Below are 19726 nucleotides of genomic sequence, written 5' to 3' on the forward strand. Positions count from 1 at the left end.
AAAATAAGGTGCTTTTCTGCGAATGAAGGCTACGGTCAATTGTGGGACATCGCCTATAATTTGCATTATCATACCTGTCATTCAATGCCGTGCCTAACACCACAGACGCTAAACGGCAGGATTAACACTGGCGCAGCGAAGATGAGTAAGTTAGGCTGTGACCGTTTGTCACGCGCAACGCTACCGATGATGGAACAATAAATACAACGTATGAAAAAACGTATTCCCACTCTTCTGGCCACCATGATCGCCAGCGCCCTTTATAGTCATCAGGGGCTGGCAGCCGATCTCGCCTCACAGTGTATGTTGGGCGTGCCGAGCTACGATCGTCCTCTGGTAAAAGGCGATACCAACGATCTGCCGGTTACTATCAATGCCGATAACGCTAAAGGTAACTACCCGGACGATGCCGTTTTTACCGGCAACGTGGACATTATGCAGGGGAATAGCCGCCTGCAAGCGGATGAAGTGCAGCTTCATCAGAAGCAGGCGGAAGGTCAGCCGGAACCTGTACGCACCGTCGATGCGCTGGGTAATGTGCATTATGATGATAATCAGGTCATCCTTAAAGGGCCGAAGGGCTGGGCGAACCTGAACACCAAAGACACGAACGTCTGGGAAGGCGATTACCAGATGGTGGGCCGTCAGGGGCGCGGTAAAGCCGATCTCATGAAGCAGCGCGGCGAAAACCGTTATACCATTCTGGAAAACGGCAGCTTTACCTCCTGTCTGCCTGGCTCCGATACCTGGAGCGTGGTGGGGAGTGAAGTCATCCATGACCGTGAAGAACAGGTTGCGGAGATCTGGAACGCCCGGTTTAAAGTAGGTCCGGTTCCGATCTTTTATAGCCCCTATTTACAGCTACCCGTCGGTGACAAACGTCGCTCAGGTTTCCTGATCCCGAACGCGAAATACACGACCAAGAACTATTTCGAGTTCTACTTACCGTATTACTGGAACATCGCGCCCAATATGGACGCCACCATCACCCCGCACTATATGCACCGCCGCGGCAATATTATGTGGGAGAACGAATTCCGTTATCTCACGCAGGCAGGCGCCGGGTTGATGGAATTAGATTATCTGCCTTCTGATAAAGTCTACGAGGACGATCATCCCAAAGAGGGCGATAAGCACCGCTGGTTATTCTACTGGCAGCACTCAGGCGTGATGGATCAGGTGTGGCGTTTTAACGTCGATTACACCAAAGTCAGCGACTCCAGCTACTTTAACGATTTCGACAGTAAGTACGGTTCCAGTACCGACGGTTACGCAACGCAGAAATTCAGCGTCGGCTACGCCGTACAAAACTTTGACGCTACGGTGTCGACCAAACAATTCCAGGTCTTTAACGATCAAAACACCAGCAGCTATTCAGCGGAGCCGCAGTTAGACGTTAACTACTACCATAACGATCTCGGCCCGTTTGATACCCGGATTTACGGCCAGGCGGTGCACTTTGTTAACACCAAAGACAATATGCCGGAAGCAACCCGCGTCCACCTGGAGCCAACCATCAATTTGCCGCTCTCCAACCGCTGGGGCAGCCTGAACACCGAAGCGAAGCTGATGGCGACGCACTATCAGCAAACGAATCTGGACAGCTATAACAGCGATCCAAACAATAAAAATAAGCTGGAAGATTCGGTTAACCGCGTCATGCCGCAGTTTAAAGTCGACGGTAAGCTCATCTTCGAACGCGATATGGCGATGCTGGCGCCGGGGTATACCCAGACGCTGGAACCACGCGTGCAGTACCTGTATGTGCCGTACCGCGACCAGAGCGGCATCTATAACTACGATTCTTCTTTGCTGCAATCCGACTATAACGGCCTGTTCCGCGACCGCACTTATGGCGGTCTCGACCGTATTGCTTCCGCCAACCAGGTCACGACCGGCGTCACAACACGCATTTATGATGATGCCGCCGTTGAACGTTTTAACGTTTCTGTTGGTCAAATCTACTATTTCACGGAGTCTCGCACCGGCGATGACAACATTAAATGGGAGAATGACGACAAAACCGGTTCGCTGGTTTGGGCAGGCGACACTTACTGGCGTATTTCAGAACGCTGGGGGCTGCGTAGCGGAGTGCAGTACGATACCCGTCTGGATAGCGTCGCTACCAGCAGCAGCAGCCTCGAATACCGTCGGGATCAGGATCGTCTGGTACAGTTGAACTACCGCTATGCCAGCCCGGAATATATTCAGGCTACGTTGCCTTCGTATTATTCCACGGCAGAGCAGTATAAAAACGGCATCAACCAGGTGGGCGCGGTGGCAAGTTGGCCGATTGCCGATCGCTGGTCGATTGTCGGCGCGTACTACTTCGATACCAATTCGAGCAAACCTGCAGACCAGATGCTCGGCTTGCAGTACAACTCTTGCTGCTATGCGATCCGCGTCGGATACGAACGTAAGCTGAACGGTTGGGATAACGATAAACAACACGCGATTTATGATAACGCGATTGGCTTCAACATTGAGCTGCGCGGTTTGAGCTCTAACTACGGCCTCGGCACGCAAGAAATGTTGCGTTCGAACATTCTGCCGTACCAAAGCTCTATGTAATCTGATTGATTTACAACGTAATCCGCATTGCGGTTAATTGAAATGGAAAAAGTATGAAGAACTGGAAAACGCTGCTTCTCGGTATCGCCATGATCGCGAATACCAGTTTCGCTGCCCCCCAGGTAGTCGATAAAGTCGCAGCCGTCGTCAATAATGGCGTCGTGCTGGAAAGCGACGTTGATGGCTTAATGCAATCAGTCAAACTCAACGCGGGTCAGGCAGGTCAGCAGCTTCCGGACGACGCCACGCTGCGTCACCAGATCCTGGAACGTTTGATTATGGATCAAATTATCCTGCAGATGGGTCAGAAGATGGGGGTGAAGATCACGGATGAGCAGTTGGATCAGGCCATCGCCAACATCGCCAAACAAAACAATATGACGATGGATCAGATGCGCAGCCGTCTGGCTTACGATGGGCTGAACTATTCAACCTACCGTAACCAGATTCGTAAAGAGATGATTATCTCTGAAGTGCGCAACAACGAGGTTCGTCGCCGTATCACCGTTTTGCCGCAAGAAGTTGACGCGCTGGCAAAACAGATTGGCACCCAAAACGACGCCAGCACCGAGCTGAACCTGAGCCATATCCTGATTGCTCTGCCGGAAAACCCAACCTCCGAGCAGGTTAACGACGCACAGCGCCAGGCGGAAAGCATTGTTGAAGAAGCGCGTAACGGCGCAGATTTCGGCAAACTGGCGATTACCTACTCTGCCGACCAGCAGGCGTTAAAAGGCGGTCAGATGGGCTGGGGCCGTATCCAGGAGCTGCCGGGGATTTTCGCCCAGGCGCTGAGCACCGCGAAGAAAGGCGACATTGTCGGCCCGATTCGCTCCGGCGTCGGTTTCCACATTCTGAAAGTAAACGACCTGCGCGGTCAGAGCCAGAGTATCTCCGTGACCGAAGTTCACGCTCGTCATATTCTGCTTAAGCCGTCGCCGATCATGAACGATCAGCAGGCGCGCCTGAAGCTGGAAGAAATCGCGGCTGACATTAAGAGTGGTAAAACCACATTTGCCGCTGCGGCGAAAGAGTACTCTCAGGACCCGGGCTCCGCTAACCAGGGCGGTGATTTGGGTTGGGCTACGCCAGATATTTTCGATCCGGCGTTCCGCGACGCGCTGACGAAGCTGCATAAAGGCCAAATAAGCGCGCCGGTACACTCCTCTTTCGGCTGGCATCTGATCGAATTGCTGGATACGCGTAAGGTAGACAAAACCGATGCGGCGCAGAAAGATCGCGCTTATCGTATGCTGATGAACCGTAAGTTCTCAGAAGAAGCGGCGACCTGGATGCAAGAACAGCGCGCCAGCGCTTACGTTAAGATTTTGAGTAACTAATGAGCAGTGCGCAACGCGTTGTTATCACTCCCGGCGAACCCGCCGGGATTGGCCCCGATCTTGTCGTCCAACTGGCGCAACGCGCGTGGCCGATTGAACTGGTCGTCTGTGCGGACGGCGCGCTCCTGACGGAGCGGGCCGCCATGCTCGGCCTGCCCCTCTCGCTTCTCCCTTACTCGCCTGATGTCCCCGCTGCGCCGCAGCCCGCGGGAACGCTGACCCTATTGCCGGTCTCGCTGCGCGCGCCTGCCATCCCCGGTCAGTTGACGGTAGAAAATGGCCCCTACGTGGTAGAGACGCTGGCGCGAGCGTGTGATGGCTGTCTGAACGGTGAATTTGCCGCGCTGATCACAGGCCCCGTGCACAAAGGCGTTATTAACGACGCAGGCATTCCGTTTACCGGTCATACCGAGTTTTTCGAAGAGCGTTCGCAGGCGAAAAAAGTCGTGATGATGCTGGCAACCGAAGAACTTCGCGTGGCGCTGGCGACCACGCATCTGCCGCTACGGGCGATTGCAGACGCCATCACCCCTGCGCTTTTGCACGAAGTGATTGCTATTTTGCATCACGATTTGCGGACCAAATTTGGTATTGCCGAACCGCGCATTCTTGTCTGTGGCCTGAATCCGCACGCGGGCGAAGGCGGTCATATGGGCACGGAAGAGATAGACACCATCATTCCGGTGCTCGACGAGCTGCGGGCGCAGGGGATGAAACTCAACGGGCCGCTACCTGCTGATACGCTGTTTCAGCCCAAATATCTCGATAATGCCGACGCGGTGCTGGCAATGTACCACGATCAGGGCCTGCCCGTGCTAAAATACCAGGGATTCGGTCGGGGAGTGAATATTACGCTCGGCCTACCTTTTATTCGAACCTCCGTTGACCACGGCACCGCGCTTGAACTGGCGGGCCGTGGAAAAGCGGATGTCGGCAGTTTTATTACGGCGCTTAATCTCGCCATCAAAATGATTGTTAATACCCAATGAATAATCGAGTCCATCAGGGCCATTTAGCCCGTAAACGCTTCGGGCAAAACTTTCTCAACGATCGGTTTGTGATCGACAGTATTGTTTCTGCTATTAATCCGCAAAAAGGCCAAGCGATGGTTGAAATCGGCCCCGGTCTGGCGGCGCTGACGGAGCCGGTCGGCGAACGACTGGATAAGCTCACGGTCATTGAACTTGACCGCGATCTGGCGGCGCGTTTGCAAACCCATCCGTTTTTAGGGCCGAAGCTGACTATTTATCAGCAGGACGCCATGACCATGAACTTTGGCGAACTGTCTGCGCAGTTGGGCCAACCGCTGCGTGTGTTCGGCAATCTGCCCTATAATATCTCCACCCCGCTGATGTTCCATCTCTTTAGCTATACTGATGCCATTGCCGACATGCACTTTATGTTGCAAAAAGAAGTGGTAAATCGTCTGGTTGCAGGGCCGAACAGCAAAGCGTATGGTCGTTTAAGCGTGATGGCGCAATATTACTGTCAGGTGATCCCGGTGCTTGAAGTGCCGCCATCCGCCTTCACGCCGCCGCCCAAAGTGGACTCCGCCGTGGTGCGTCTGGTTCCACACGCAACGATGCCTTACCCGGTTAAAGATATTCGCGTGTTGAGCCGTATTACCACCGAGGCCTTTAACCAGCGCCGTAAAACGATCCGTAATAGTCTCGGCAATCTTTTTAGCGTTGAGACGTTGACGGAAATGGGTATTGACCCGGCAATGCGCGCGGAAAATATCTCTGTCGCGCAGTACTGCCAGATGGCCAACTATCTGTCGGAAAACGCGCCTTTGAAGGAGAGTTAAACATGATCAATTCGCCCAGAGTGTGTATTCAGGTGCAAAGCGTCTACATTGAGGCGCAATCCTCACCTGACGATGAACGTTACGTTTTTGCCTATACCGTAACCATCCGCAATCTGGGCCGGGCGCCAGTGCAGCTATTGGGCCGCTACTGGCTGATTACCAATGGTCATGGCCGTGAAACCGAAGTCCAGGGCGAAGGTGTGGTTGGCGTCCAGCCGCGCATTGCGCCTGGCGAAGAGTATCAGTACACCAGCGGCGCGGTAATTGAAACGCCGCTGGGCACCATGCAGGGTCATTACGAAATGATCGATGAAAATGGCGACGCCTTTACCATCGACATTCCCGTGTTTCGACTCGCCGTCCCTACACTCATTCACTAAAATTATAACAATGGCAACTTATCTCATCGGCGACGTTCACGGTTGCTACGACGAACTGATCGCCTTATTACAGCAAGTGGAATTTACGCCAGATACAGACACTCTATGGCTGACTGGCGATTTGGTCGCCCGCGGTCCCGGTTCGCTGGACGTGTTACGCTACGTCAAATCACTTGGCAATAGCGTGCGTTTGGTGCTGGGGAATCACGATTTACACCTGTTGGCCGTATTCGCCGGGATTAGCCGCAACAAACCTAAAGACCGGCTGACCCCGCTTCTTGAAGCGCCGGACGCCGATGAGCTGTTGAATTGGTTACGCCGTCAGCCGCTGTTGCAGGTAGATGAAGAGAAAAAGCTGGTCATGGCGCATGCGGGTATTACCCCGCAGTGGGATTTGCAGACGGCAAAAGAGTGCGCCCGCGATGTTGAAGCGGTGCTGTCGAGCGACTCGTATCCGTTTTTCCTCGACGCGATGTATGGCGATATGCCGAATAACTGGTCGCCGGAGTTAAGCGGTCTGGCGCGGCTACGCTTTATTACTAATGCCTTTACCCGTATGCGTTACTGCTTTCCTAACGGTCAACTGGATATGTACAGCAAAGCGTCGCCGGAAAATGCCCCTGCGCCGCTGAAGCCGTGGTTCGCCATTCCGGGGCCGGTGAGCGAGGCTTACAGTATTGCGTTCGGGCACTGGGCGTCGCTGGAAGGGAAAGGGACGCCGGAAGGTATTTACGCGCTGGATACCGGCTGCTGCTGGGGCGGGGAGTTGACCTGTTTACGCTGGGAAGATAAACAGTATTTTGTGCAGCCGTCAAACCGCCAGATGGATATGGGCGAAGGCGAAGCGGTCAACGCCTGATAGATTTATGCCTGATGGCGCTACGCTTATCAGGCCTACATCCGGCTACATCTGGCTCAAGAGTAGGCCGGATAAGGCGTTTCGCCGCCATCCGGCACTACAGCGTTAACGACGTTCCAGAATCTCGAAACAATAGCTGTGAGAATTCTGCGCGTCGGCATCGTGAAACTCACTGAATACCGATTCCCAGTCATCCGGTTCATAATCCGGAAAATGGGTATCGCCTTCGACTTCCGCATCAATATGCGTCAGATAAAGCTTCTGCGCCTTTGGCAGGAACTGCTCGTACACGCGCCCGCCGCCAATGACCATAATTTCCGGCGCATCGCCGCAAGCGGCAATCGCCTCATCGACAGACTTCACCCACTGCACGCGATCGTCGGTGCCTGGCTGGCTGCTGATAACAATATTTTTACGTCCCGGTAAGGGGCGTCCGATGGACTCCCAGGTGTGACGTCCCATGACGACAGGTTTATTTAACGTGTTACGTTTAAACCAGGCGAGATCGGCAGGCAGGTTCCACGGCATGGCGTTTTCCATACCGATGACGCGATCCACCGCTAACGCCGCAATCAGACTGATCATTAATTATTTCCTGATACAAAAAAAATTGCCGCCACTATACGTAAAGCGCAATCTTTCGTCGACTGACGAAAAGAGGATGAGCACGAAAATTTTTCGTTCTGCTGGCGACGCCACTCATTTGATGTGGAGCGCCAGCATTACAGTAGTTCAAAAACAGCCAATTAGCAGTAAAGTTTGCAGAACATCACATTTTTTACTTTAGATTGACGGTTTGACCTCGGGTTCATCAGCGGCCTCCCCGGAATGTTTGCCCTCAGCCGTTCCCTGCCAGCCGTGGCGCTGAATCAACGACAGATGCTCCCGGTCCTCGGTAATAATTTCGCTCAACATCGCGCTGGTACGTTTATAGGCGGCGGCGCGAGATAACGGATCGTTTTCCCCTTTCGCCATCTCTTCCACCATCCGGGTATTAAAATGACGGAACAGATCCGCGCGCTCGCGGGCTTCATAACGCCCCAGCCCCAGCGCTTCCAGCGCCTGTCGCCCGCTTTTGAGCGCGCCTTCGAAGGTTTCACGTTCTGGCATCGCCACACCAGCCTGGCGCAGGCGAATGTAATGATCGACATCACGGGCGCGGGCGATAATCTGCAGATGCGGGAAATGCGACTTCACCAGTTCACTCAGTTGCAAATTGGTTTGCGGATCGTCAATGGCGTTAATCAATACCTCCGCCTTCGCCGCTCCGGCAGATTCCAGTAAATCCATACGCGTCGCATCGCCATAAAAAACCTTCATGCCGAATTTACGCAGCGTTTCGATATGATCGGGGTCGTGATCGAGCACCACCATCTTCACCCCGCTCGACAGCAGCAAACGCCCGGCTATCTGCCCAAATCGTCCAAACCCGGCCACAATAACCCGCGGTTGCTCTTCGTCGATTTCATCCGCCTCGCGCGCTTCCCCCGTCGCGGTCTTCTCCATGCGCGTCAGCAGCACCAGAAAAATCGGCGTTGCCGCCATCGACAGCGCGACCGCCAGCGTCAGCGCTTTTGCCCATTCCGGCTCAAGTACATCCGCCATTTGCGCCGCGCCAAAAACCACAAACGCAAACTCACTTCCCTGGCCTAATAAGACGGCAAACCAGCGACGCTGTTTTGCCGGTACGCCCAGCGGCCTCGCGACCAGCCACAGCATGACGATTTTGATTGCCAGAAAACCGGCCAACAACAGCAGAATGCGCAGCGGATTCTCCACCAGCGTGCCGAAATCAATCGACATGCCGACGCCAATAAAGAACAGCCCCAGCAGCAGCCCCTTAAAGGGTTCAATATCGCTTTCCAGCGCATGACGATATTCCGAACTCGCCAGCAGAACGCCCGCCAGGAACGCGCCCATCGCCATTGACAGCCCAACCTCTTCCAGCAACAGGCCGAAACCAAACACCAGAAATAGCGCCACGGCGCTGAACACTTCCCGCAAACCAGAACGCGCGACAAAGCGCAGCGCCGGGCGCGTAACGTAGCGTCCCAGCAACACCACCAGCGCCAACGCGCCTGCGACTTTCAACGCCGATAGCGCAAACGCGCCAAGCGTGGTGGATGCGCCGCTGGCGGCCAGCAGCGGAATCATCGCCACCAGCGGGATCGCCGCGATATCCTGGAACAAGAGCACTGCAAATGCGCTACGCCCTACTTGTGAAACGGTCAGGTTACGCTCATTCATTGCCTGCATGGCGATAGCCGTGGACGAAAGCGCCAGCGTCATGCCAATCAGTTCCGCCACCTGCCAACGCAGGCCAAGAAACATACAGAACAGACCAATCAGTCCGCCGCAGACCACCATCTGTAACGCGCCGCCGCCAAATACCGAGGCGCGCAGCTTCCATAACCGTTGCGGGTCCAGTTCAAGCCCAATAACAAACAACATCAGCACGACGCCGATTTCCGCAAAATGCAGAATAGATTCGGCGTCCGTTACCAGCCGTAGCCCCCAGGGGCCGATAATGCAACCCGCAATCAGATACCCCAGCACCGATCCTAAGCCCAAACGTACCGCAATCGGCACAATCAACGCCGCCGAACCAAGATAGATCAGCGCCTGCAGTAGAGTATGGCTATCCATGATTCACCTCCTGCCATGCCAGTAAACGCTGTTTATACTGACGCGCCTGCGCCTGTAAGGTGTCGTCATCGCAAATGAACGTGCAGTGCATGGAAAACGGCGGCAGCCATTTGAGGCCGCAATAGAGCGCCGTCGCCTGTAGCGGCTGAGAAAGGACGTCAAATCCCGGATGTGAACCGATAGTAAAATGGTTTTCACCACCGCCGGTCGTTACCGCCCACAGCAGATGTTTACCGTGCAATGCCGTACCGCCATGACCGTAAGCCCAGCCGTGGGTGAGGACTTTATCCATCCATAATTTGAGTAAAGGAGGGACGCTATACCACTGCATCGGATGCTGCCAGACGATAAGACTCGCGCGCGACAGCGCCTCCTGTTCGGCGGCAACGTCAATATTGAAATCGGGATAGAGGTGATAAAGCGAACGTATTTCGACGTTTTCCAGCGTCCCTGCCTGTTCAAGCATCTGCTTATTCGCATGAGAATGATGCGGATACGGATGCGCATAAATAATGAGGATCATGATTAGCCTGTGATGATCTGTTTTTTATCACAAAGTGTAGTGACAAATTCGCCAGGCTAATAGTGAATATTATTGAGCGGCTAACCAGAAAAAATTGAATTAACGCCCGCAAGGAGTTGACGCCATCCTGCTCCCCGAAGATGCCCTCGAAGGGCCGCAGGCGTTTGCGGAAAAGCGCGATCCGGTGTGGAAAGGTCGGTGATGATAGTAGCCTTAAATCGCTGACCAATCGGTTTAAGGCCTTCTTACCGGGCGGCGCTGCGCTAAATTTGCCTGTAATGACTGTAATATCAATCCATTACATGATGATACAGACCCAATAAGCGCAGCGCCAACAGCATCTGAACCTCCAGACACGCTGGATGCCAGATCGCCGACGAATAAAATAGCCTAATGGGCCAGGCTCTTAATCTTTCGCCATGCGGTTAAATTGCTCAATAGTAAGATCCCACGGCTCATGGGCCGCATCCGGCATAAAACTGCCGTCATCCACGCCAATTTCGTCTTTGATAATTTTATTCAGTTTTTCATTCATCGTAAGAATGAGATCCTGATATTTCTGTTTATCAGCAGCAAGGTTATGGTTCTCATCGGGATCATTTTTAAGATCGTAAAGTTCAAGATCGTTGTACTTAATAAGATCCTCCCAGGTTTCCGGCGTATTATGCTCCCTTAGCGAGAAATAACGCGCAAACTTATAACGACCATCGTTAATCATCCGCGTCCCTGAACGATGGCTAAAATCAGGATGCAAATGGGATATTTCCTGCTTGATTTGCGCCACCGTTTTTTGTTTATCTCTTTGTAGCGCGATAACACGGTGGAGATAATGGGCATCGGTATACAAGATCATGCCATAGCAATATAAGCTGGCATTTCTCACCGCATTAACCGCAACGCTCTCCGGGTTTTTTAGCAATCCGCTAAAATTAACGCCTTTGCGGTTGCCTAACGCCTGGTGCTGTTTTTCTTCCGGCAAACCGGTCAGCCCAACTAATGTCGGCGCAATATCAAGATGACAGGTCAACGCCTGACATTTCTTATTACCGGGGTACGCCGGGTGAGAAATAATCATCGGTACATGGATCTGTTCTTTATAAACGGAAGCGCCTTTACCGTGCATCTGATGGCTTCCGCCTAATTCGCCATGATCGGCAGTAAATACAACAATCGTTTTATCAGTTAACTTGAGGGCATCCAGTTCATTTAATATCCGGTCAAGGTGAGTATCACAATCGCGGATACAGTTGAAATAGTAGTCAAGCAGTTTACGCCAACGACGATCTTCATCAGGAAACTGCCCTTCCAGCGCAGCGCGCGCCGTCTGGTATTCAAGATGCGCCGGCGGTCTTCCCTGCTCATTGAATGATTGATGCCTGTTTGCCGGCAGCGGATAGTTCGGCCAGCTTGCCTGATAAAGCTCGTTTTCCGGCGGCTGCGTGGGCGCCAGGGTATTATCATCCTGATCCAACTCGCCACGCCACTGTACCTTTTCTCCCTCTTTATCGGTATCAATAAACATGACGTCATGAGGATTAACGAGGTTAACGGCCAGGAACCAGGGCTTGTGTTGGTCATTCAAGGGCTGCCCCTTGCATCTTAACCAATTTATAGTCTGAGACGTGGTGGTTGAATCATAAAAATAGCCGCCTTTACTATGGCCTATAATATCGCCGATGCCGTGATAGTCAGCAAAACCATATTTTTCCATAATTTTATGTAATTCTGGTTCAGGAATATCCCCGACATCAATATCCTCATCTTTTTCGTCAGGCAAAGGCTTCTCCAGTTTTTCTGTAAGATGCCACTTACCTTTATAGGCCGTATAGTATCCCAGTTCCCGCATCATATGGCCTGTGGTTCCAAGAGCGGGGTCAAGGTCATAAGGCATCCAGGGTAAGCCCAGATTATCAAACATTTTTGTCTGGGGCATATGTAAGCCGGTATACAATACGGAGCGGGAAGGCGTACAGACATTACTGGTATTCTGATGATTACAGAATGTCACCCCCGTTTTCATGAGCCGCTCTCTGCCGGGTACCGGGAAAGGAAACGTAGGAAAAAAACGCTCCTGGTCGGTCACGACTAACAGAATATTATATCCTTCTGGCAATTTTTCCGGGATTTCGCCGGTAAACGGTTTATCCCACGCCGGTTTCGCCTTGACGGCACATTTTTCATCAGCTTTTACCGCGCCGGATAGCATACCGCCGGCGGCAAGAATACCGGCGCTGGTTAACAGTTTCCTACGCGTAAGATCCGTCTCTTCTGCGGACAGATTTTTTTTATTACTCATATTATTATACCTGTAGTCAGTAACTTTATCACATATTCATTTATTACTGTACGAGGAAGCGTGGATATGTATCAATGCCTTCCGGGTAAGAATATGTGTTATAAATTGATTTGTATTTCAAATTAGAAATATATTAATAAATGAGCATAATTCATTGAAAAATTATTTAGATGAAAAGTTCATTGTTTTTATTTTAGAGATACAACTGCAGACATTACTTCATAAAAAAATACATTATTAAACATACTCTATAGCTCTGTGTTCGTGCCTTTTCCCTTCAACTACGGTGATTACCCTATGCCGCTACAATAAAATCGCCCCGAAAGAAACACTATCAGTAACAGGCCGCGCAACCATAGACATACAACCGGTAATATCACTCTGGGAAATTAAAACATAACTCAATTCTGTTATGTTGCTTATGAATAAAACTAGCGTATTGCCGCGTGATTCAATAAAAATTACGCCATTAAAAGAAATAATATAAAAACTATTATTTACAGGGGGTTAAGTTTCTTTTTAGCTGGCAGTGCATTATTTTACATTGACAACAACATAAAGAGGTGACTATAACAAGATATAAGACGGTCACACCAAATAAGGCTATTTTCAGATAATCAACCGAGGTTATTACCCAAAATAATTCGAGTTGCTTAAAGGCGGCAAGGGAGTGAGTCCCCAGGAGCATAGATAATTATGTGACTGAGGTGAGCGACAAATTTGCCGGGAGCAGATTTGAACGTCGCGTGCGACGGCCCGTCAGGGCGAGGCCCATGGGTGGGCCGAGTAATCCGTAGCCAACCCATAAGCAACCTGAAGTATGAAGGGGATAAATAATTTCGTTACGGATTACTGATATTGCGCAAACCTTATCATCAATGCAACAGGAACAGAACTATGAAAAAACGCATTATTGCCGCCGCATTACTGGCAACGGTTGCTTCATTCAGCACACTTGCGGCAGAGCAGGTCTCTAAACAAGAAATCAGCCACTTCAAACTGGTTAAGGTCGGCACCATAAATGTGTCCCAGAGTGGCGGGCAGATTTCCTCACCCTCTGATCTACGCGAAAAACTGTCAGAATTAGCCGATGCGAAAGGCGGAAAATATTATCATATTATCGCTGCACGTGAGCATGGTCCGAATTTTGAAGCCGTTGCCGAAGTTTATAACGATGCGACGAAATAAAGCTCTGATTGCGCCATAACGAGGGCACAGGCATGAAATAATAAGAGAGCGCCAGCAAGGTGCCATGTTACGTCACAATCCACTCAGGGCCGTCTGGAAACAGATGCTGGCCCTCTTTTTTATCAACAGTTCATCCGGGGCAGGCAAGCCGTTGGAATGGGCGCGCGCAGGCAGTAAGCCCTTCGTAAATAAGACGGTTTTGCGGGCTGTTTTAAGATGATGTTTAGTGCGCTTTTACCTGCCTGAACCAGTAATTTTCCATTTTCGTTATCCATTTCCCCTTTTTATTTTTCGGTATTACGCCAGCCCAAAGTAATTGCAGCTGTCGGTTATAGGTTCCAATAGCGTGTCCACCATACGCCCCTTCAAATGCTATCACCATGGGTCCCTGCCCTTTTACCCCCTCGTGTCCTTCATGGCAATAAAGCGCATTGCGGTGAGTCACGTCAAGTTCATACTGCACGTTCAGTTTCACACATTTTTCCCCGCAGCTTTCTACTGGCGGCAATATTGTCATGGTATAAGGCGGGTTATCTGCCGTGGTTTTCCATGTTCCGATCAGGTCTTTGCAGGCGTTTATCTCCGTAGCCCCGGAGGCGGCAGAAAATAGCGCGAGCAAATAAAAAGGTATTGGTTTCAGTTTCATTACAGACTCCTGTTCCTTATACCTCATCATTTATACCTAATCATAAGGATAAATGCCCTGCGATATGTTTTTTTCCGGGAAATGTTGAGCCGCTGTTCAGAGAAATGTCGATGAGTGTAACCTCATGTAAGCGGACAGCGCGGTGGGGAAAGCGGGAACACGGGCGAACGTATTTCGACGTTTTCCGGCGTCCCTGCCTGTTCAGACATCCGTTTATTCGCATGGGAATAAATGGATGCGCATAAAGAGAGAATATTATTGAGCAGCTAACCAGAAAAAATTTAATTAATTATCCAGCTCGCTCATATTTTTCAGCTGATCGCGGTTAATCTGTTCGGTTTTCCCGGTGGCGGCGTTTTTGTAAGACACCATACCGGTATCGTTATCGACCTCGGGTTTCCCGTCGGTGACAATAGTTTTGCCATCCGTGGTTTCAACCGCCTGGTTAGAAGAGCATCCTGCGACGGTGAATAGTGTTGCTGCGGTAAACAGTGCGGTCATAAGACGTTTTTGCATGGTGTTCTCCCTGCTTTTCAGTTGTTTTAGCATGTGACTGTTAACTGTAGCGTTATTGGCGAAAAGCAGGGAGAAATGCAGAACACTCTTAATGAGGGTTATCCGATGGCGTTCCGCGCAAAGTCATGTTTCCGGTCTGTGTTAGCGTCAAGCCGCGAGTTTCCGGGGCAAACATCACCGATACGCCAAGCCCGACTAACGAAATCAACGCGCCAATCAGCATGACGTTATTAATACCGTAACGAGTAATAAAAATCGGTAATGCCCAGGTGGAGACAATGGTTCCGATGCGGCTTAACGACATGATAACCCCCACGGCCGAAGCGCGAATATCCGTCGGGAAGAGTTCATTAGGATAAAGCCATTGCAGTATGCCCGGTCCGCCGGAAAAGAAGGCGTATACCGCAAACGCCACCACGACCAGTATGATGCCCAGATTTGACACCAGCCCCAGCAGCGCCAGCGCGATAGTCATCATGGCGAAGCTGCCAATAAGCAGAGGGCGACGGCCAATACTGTTTAGCCAGAACATCGCCGGTATACAGCCCAGCATAAAAAAGAGGCTAATCACCACATTGCCGAGCGCCGCGTTGCGCCCCTGCTCCCAGCCGAGTAACCCGACGATCTGCGGCCCAAAGGTATAGATAGCGAACATCGGGATTACCTGACAGGTCCAGATAGCCGCAACGAACAGTACAAACGGAAAATGACGGCGGTTAAACAACTGCAGGAAGCGGGTCTCCTGCGGCGGCTCATCGTCAAAGCAGACCGGTTCGCCGAACAGTTTGATCATCATTTGTTCGCACTCTTTTACCCGTCCTTTTCGCAATAGCCAGCGTGGCGATTCCGGCAGGTCAAAGCGGCCAATCAAAATGATTAAGCACGGGATAAAGGCGCTGCCAAGCATCCAACGCCAGCCGCCTTCCATGTCATACAGCCAGTAGCCCACCAGGTTGGCGCAGGTCGCGCCGACGTACCACATCGCGGCGATAAAACCGATGGAGAACGCGCGCTGGCGGGTGTTGGAAAACTCCGTAATCATGGAAGTAGCGATAGGGTAATCCGCGCCGATAACAATGCCAATTAAAACGCGCATCACCAGTAATTCAAGCGGCGTGGAAACAAACATGGTCGCCACGGAGATAACGCCGATAGCGATAATATCAAGCAGGAACATTTTACGCCGCCCGACTTTATCGCAAATATAGCCAAACAACGAGGTGCCGATAAACAGTCCGGCAAGCGTAGCCGCGCCGAGCGCGCCAATCCATTCAGCATCAAGGTGCAATAGCGGCGTCAGTTGTTCCAGCGCCACGCCAATGATCACCAGCACGTAGCCATCAAGGAACGGGCCGCCGCTTCCCCACAGCATAATTCTGCGATGAATGGAGGAGAATTTAAGGTCATCAAAGTTCCTGGGCTGCTGCATGGTGATGTCCTGTTTCAACACGGGCAAAGCGCATCTGTAGGCCGGATAAGGCGTTTCCGCCGCCATCCGGCATTGGCGCCACATGATTGCCGGATGGCGACGCTACCGCATCTTATCCGGCCAACGGGGGCACAACTTCGTACTTATTAGCCGTAGCGGAACTCCACGCCAAACGTCCCGCGCGGGTATTCCCATTTTTCCAGCGCCGTATCAAGGCCGAGGATCCGGCACGTTCCGCACTCCAGGCACCCGGCGTAATCAAAACGAACGCTGCCGTCGTCCTGCTTTTTATACAGTCCCGCCGGGCAGGCCTTAATCAGCACCTCCAGCGCCTGTTTATCAGGATCGGTTTTGAGAATGATGTGCGGGCTGTCTTCATCCACATTGAACTTATTGACGCCCAGTTTGACGTCCACATTAACGGGAGATGTCATAATACGGTCACTCCTTTCAGGCCATCTTTCATCAGGTTGATGAAGCCCACTTTCTTCGCATGGCGCAGGATTTTTTTACGCATCGGCACCGGAGCGGAGCCATCCACGGTGAACAGGTCGTGCGCGATACTGACCGCCATTTCGGGATAAGCGGTAAACATGCGGGGATTATCAAGAAAAGCTGGCAGTTTCTGATACATACGCATATCGCGCATCGGACCTTCGTCCAGATGCTGACGGTATTCATCCAGCGACTGCTTGCTAAAATCGTCGCTCTTCATCGCCGAAAGCACCGTCTTCGCCGCCGCTTCGCCTGCGGATATGGCGAGATCCATACCCCGAATGGTAAAGCCGAGGTTCATACACATGCCGGCAGCGTCTCCGGCAATCAGCACGCCATCGCCCACCAGTTCAGGCTGCATATTCATTCCCGCCTCGGGTACAACGTGCGCGGCATATTCCACCAGCTTGCCACCGGCGATCAGCGGCGCAACTGCCGGATGCTGTTTGAAATCTTCCAGCATTTGCGGGACCGATTTTTTCGCGTCTTTCAGATGATGAAGACCGCAGACCAGCCCCAGGGAAAGGGTTGTTTCATTCGTATACAGGAAGCCACCGCCCATCAGACCATCGGTTGGCGCCCCGGCAAACAGACAGGCGGCACCTTCGTTGCCCTGTAACTGGAAACGATCTTCAATGACCGACTTCGGCAATTCGATCAGTTCCTTCACGCCGACAGCAACATGCGATGCCTCAACACGCTTTGCCATGCCCAGCTTTTCAGCCAGCAGAGAATTCACCCCGTCAGCGAGGATTACGACTTTGGCTTCCAGAATATCGCCATCGGCTTCCACGCCCACGACTCTGCCATCACGCTGAACAACGTTATCCACGCGAATACCGGTGATCAGTTGCGCCCCCGCCTCTTCGGCCTGCTCCATCAGCCAGGCGTCAAATTTACTGCGCAAAACGGAATAAGAAACCTGCGACGATGCGGCGTCCTCGCCGTTGCAATAATCCATCGTCATCGCCCCTTTGTCGGTCATAAAGGCGAGTTTTTCGTGGGTGATCATGCGTTCAATGGGGGCCTGATCCGCAAAGCCGGGAATGATGCGTTCCAGGCTATGTGCATACAAGCGCCCACCGGTGACATTCTTCGCGCCAGCAGAATTGCCACGCTCGATAACCAGCACCTGTGCACCTTCGCGAGCAAGCACCAGCGCCGCAACCGAACCGGCCAGACCTGCACCCACGATGATGGCATCAAAGATATCTTCGGACATACGTACTCCTGTCAGCGGCAAGATACCTTCGCATCCTGCCCGAAATGGTTTATCGCGCTAAGGCAGCCGTCAGCGCAGGCAGGATCTTCAGCGCATCGCCAACGATGCCAAAATCCGCATACTGGAAGATTGGCGCGTTTTTATCTTTGTTGATGGCGAAAATCGTCTGCGCGCCGTTGGCGCCGACCATGTGTTGGATCTGCCCGGAGATCCCCACTGCCAGATACAGTTCAGGTTTGAGCATCAGGTTGGAGATACCGACGTAGCGCTCGTGCTCCATCCACTTCTCGTTTTCCGCTACCGGGCGGGAACAGGCCAGCTCGGCGCCGATGGTCTGGCACAGCGCTTCGGCCAGCGAGATATTCTCTTTGCTGCCGATGCCGCGTCCCACGCTGACCACCAGACGCGCTTTGTCGAGGTCAACGCTGTTGCTCTGACGCGCCTGGGTTGCGGTGCGGGTCACGGCAGTGGCCGGAGCCTGCCACTGCACGGTATGCATCTCGCCGCTGCGAGAAGTGTCCGGGTCTTGTGCGTCAAACGTTCCGCTGCTGAGCGTGATCACGGCAAACGGCGAAGCGATGGTTTCTGCCCCTATCGCCAGACCGCCGTAGACCATATGTTTGACCGCCGCTTTTCCATCCTGCAGGGAGACTTCGCTGGCGTCGTTGGAAACCGCAGCCGACAAGCGATAGCCCAGCTTTGCCGCCAACAGCTTGCCCCGACGCGTATTCGGCAGCAGCACCGCGCCGCCCTCACTATGCTGACGAATAGTCTCAGCCATCGCAGCAGCGTAGTCTTCGATCATGCGGTCTTCTGGTTTGCCGCTGAGCAGCCAGACATGATCGGCGCCCAAATGACATGCTGTCGCGCTATCCGCTTCGTTCAGTACGAACGCGTTAACTTTTTCACCTACAGCCTGCGCGCCACTCATCAGTTCGGGCAGACGAGAAGGGGTATCGCTGAATACCCAGACACTGGAAAATTTGTTCATAACATCCCCTGATAATTAAATGATTTTGCGCAGATTCTCGACAAACGCGGCGATTTGTTCTTCACCGTCACCTTCAATCACCACACGCTGACGCTTGCGCTGCTTCGGTGCGGCAACCTGTTGTGTGGAATACGCGGATACGCTGTTCAGCCCGATATCCGCAGGCGACCAGACCTGAACCGGTTTTTTCGCCGCGCCAAGAATGGCTTTCATCGAAGGGATTTGTGGGGTGTTAATGTCGGTGGAAACCGCGATCACCGCCGGGAGCGGGATGCTCAGCGTTTCAACTTCATCTTCCAGTTCGCGTTCTACTGTCAATGTGCTGTCGGTAAGAGAGAGGATTTTACTCACGCCGTTAATCGCCGGAATGTTCAGCGCTTCGCCCACCAGCAAACCAACCTGCTGAGCATAAAGATCGGAAGAACCGTCGCCGCAGATAAGTAGATCGAAACCTGATTTTTGCGCCGCGGCGGCCAGCGCGGTAGCGGTGTGTTGCGGCAGCGCCTGCTCAAATTGATCGTCAATGACCACAATCAGTTCATCAGGGCCACGAGAGAGGACATCTTTGCGCCCTTTTGCATTGGTCAGCGCTTTGCCGCCAACGCTCATGGCGACAACCTGAGCGTCTCCCAACTGCTGTTTTAACTGGCAAGCAGCTTCAATTGCATTCAGATCATATTGGCTGATTTTGCTATCCGCTTTGCTGAAATCGAGTGTTCCGTCAGCATTATTAATCGCAATATCCTGCTCATCAGGTACGCATTTGTAGCAAGTAATTATCTTCATTGCATCTCCAGAAATCATGAAGGAAACGTAT

The 19726-nt window shown here is 52.3% G+C and carries 18 protein-coding genes and 1 pseudogene; 7 read left to right on the plus strand and 12 right to left on the minus strand.

From position 1 onward, the window contains the following. Nucleotides 1-210: 210 nt before the first annotated feature. The 6 genes from lptD to apaH are packed head-to-tail and all read left to right on the plus strand — an operon-like array spanning nt 211 to nt 6957. Nucleotides 211-2571, plus strand: a complete 2361-nt coding sequence (lptD, locus tag J1G48_RS18560; RefSeq protein ID WP_000746116.1) for an LPS assembly protein LptD — start codon at nt 211-213, stop codon at nt 2569-2571. Nucleotides 2572-2624: 53 nt separating this feature from the next. Continuing rightward, on the plus strand, nt 2625-3911 hold the full coding sequence (surA, locus tag J1G48_RS18565) for a peptidylprolyl isomerase SurA (protein ID WP_000800482.1): 1287 nt from the start codon (nt 2625-2627) through the stop codon (nt 3909-3911). Then, nucleotides 3911-4900 carry a 4-hydroxythreonine-4-phosphate dehydrogenase PdxA gene (pdxA, locus tag J1G48_RS18570; protein WP_000093001.1) on the plus strand — a complete coding sequence of 330 codons (990 nt, stop codon included), beginning with the start codon at nt 3911-3913 and terminating at the stop codon, nt 4898-4900. Before surA ends, pdxA begins: the two co-directional genes overlap by 1 nt. Then, nucleotides 4897-5718, plus strand: a complete 822-nt coding sequence (gene rsmA, locus J1G48_RS18575) for a 16S rRNA (adenine(1518)-N(6)/adenine(1519)-N(6))-dimethyltransferase RsmA (RefSeq protein WP_001065397.1) — start codon at nt 4897-4899, stop codon at nt 5716-5718. Before pdxA ends, rsmA begins: the two co-directional genes overlap by 4 nt. A 2-nt stretch (nt 5719-5720) precedes the next feature. After that, entirely contained in the window at nt 5721-6098 is a 378-nt protein-coding gene (gene apaG / locus J1G48_RS18580; protein ID WP_000610894.1) for a Co2+/Mg2+ efflux protein ApaG, read from the plus strand. A gap of 10 nt (nt 6099-6108) precedes the next feature. After that, entirely contained in the window at nt 6109-6957 is an 849-nt protein-coding gene (gene apaH / locus J1G48_RS18585) for a bis(5'-nucleosyl)-tetraphosphatase (symmetrical) ApaH (protein WP_000257211.1), read from the plus strand. Between the two features lie 105 nt (nt 6958-7062). Here apaH and folA read toward each other — a convergent pair whose 3' ends face one another. From folA to J1G48_RS18605, 4 genes are all read right to left on the minus strand, one after another. Beyond that, on the minus strand, nt 7063-7542 hold the full coding sequence (gene folA / locus J1G48_RS18590) for a type 3 dihydrofolate reductase (RefSeq protein ID WP_000624379.1): 480 nt from the start codon (nt 7540-7542) through the stop codon (nt 7063-7065). 198 nt (nt 7543-7740) lie between these two features. Then, complete coding sequence (gene kefC / locus J1G48_RS18595; RefSeq protein ID WP_000377163.1) at nt 7741-9603, minus strand: glutathione-regulated potassium-efflux system protein KefC; 1863 nt, start codon at nt 9601-9603, stop codon at nt 7741-7743. Continuing rightward, nucleotides 9596-10126 (minus strand): glutathione-regulated potassium-efflux system oxidoreductase KefF, encoded by a 531-nt coding sequence (gene kefF / locus J1G48_RS18600; RefSeq protein WP_000600698.1) that lies wholly within the window; start codon nt 10124-10126, stop codon nt 9596-9598. The genes kefC and kefF overlap by 8 nt, the downstream gene beginning before the upstream one ends. 406 nt (nt 10127-10532) lie before the next feature. Beyond that, nucleotides 10533-12422 carry a sulfatase-like hydrolase/transferase gene (locus J1G48_RS18605; RefSeq protein ID WP_000066320.1) on the minus strand — a complete coding sequence of 630 codons (1890 nt, stop codon included), beginning with the start codon at nt 12420-12422 and terminating at the stop codon, nt 10533-10535. Nucleotides 12423-13319: 897 nt separating this feature from the next. Here J1G48_RS18605 and srfN point away from each other — a divergent pair. Continuing rightward, nucleotides 13320-13610 carry a DUF1471 family virulence protein SrfN gene (srfN, locus tag J1G48_RS18610; protein ID WP_000745961.1) on the plus strand — a complete coding sequence of 97 codons (291 nt, stop codon included), beginning with the start codon at nt 13320-13322 and terminating at the stop codon, nt 13608-13610. Nucleotides 13611-13833: 223 nt separating this feature from the next. Here srfN and J1G48_RS18615 read toward each other — a convergent pair whose 3' ends face one another. The 8 genes and pseudogenes from J1G48_RS18615 to J1G48_RS18645 form a co-directional block, all read right to left on the minus strand. Beyond that, nucleotides 13834-14250, minus strand: coding sequence for a hypothetical protein (locus tag J1G48_RS18615; protein WP_161600087.1), 417 nt, complete (start codon nt 14248-14250; stop codon nt 13834-13836). A 149-nt stretch (nt 14251-14399) separates the two neighbouring features. Continuing rightward, nucleotides 14400-14515: pseudogene (locus J1G48_RS23600) on the minus strand (hypothetical protein); the annotation flags it as partial. 26 nt (nt 14516-14541) lie between these two features. Beyond that, nucleotides 14542-14772 carry a YgdI/YgdR family lipoprotein gene (locus tag J1G48_RS18620; protein WP_001172089.1) on the minus strand — a complete coding sequence of 77 codons (231 nt, stop codon included), beginning with the start codon at nt 14770-14772 and terminating at the stop codon, nt 14542-14544. An 88-nt stretch (nt 14773-14860) separates the two neighbouring features. Next, complete coding sequence (locus tag J1G48_RS18625; protein ID WP_001674927.1) at nt 14861-16201, minus strand: MFS transporter; 1341 nt, start codon at nt 16199-16201, stop codon at nt 14861-14863. Between the two features lie 146 nt (nt 16202-16347). Continuing rightward, nucleotides 16348-16635 carry a ferredoxin-like protein FixX gene (gene fixX / locus J1G48_RS18630; protein WP_000203736.1) on the minus strand — a complete coding sequence of 96 codons (288 nt, stop codon included), beginning with the start codon at nt 16633-16635 and terminating at the stop codon, nt 16348-16350. Next, on the minus strand, nt 16632-17918 hold the full coding sequence (locus J1G48_RS18635; RefSeq protein WP_001287768.1) for an FAD-dependent oxidoreductase: 1287 nt from the start codon (nt 17916-17918) through the stop codon (nt 16632-16634). The genes fixX and J1G48_RS18635 overlap by 4 nt, the downstream gene beginning before the upstream one ends. Nucleotides 17919-17967: 49 nt before the next feature. Continuing rightward, nucleotides 17968-18909, minus strand: coding sequence for an electron transfer flavoprotein subunit alpha/FixB family protein (locus J1G48_RS18640; RefSeq protein WP_001032200.1), 942 nt, complete (start codon nt 18907-18909; stop codon nt 17968-17970). Nucleotides 18910-18924: 15 nt separating this feature from the next. Beyond that, nucleotides 18925-19695 (minus strand): electron transfer flavoprotein FixA, encoded by a 771-nt coding sequence (locus J1G48_RS18645; RefSeq protein WP_000692192.1) that lies wholly within the window; start codon nt 19693-19695, stop codon nt 18925-18927. Nucleotides 19696-19726: the final 31 nt, after the last annotated feature.

The organism is Salmonella sp. SAL-020 (assembly GCF_017372215.1).
In the GTDB taxonomy this organism is placed as follows: Bacteria; Pseudomonadota; Gammaproteobacteria; order Enterobacterales; family Enterobacteriaceae; genus Salmonella; species Salmonella enterica.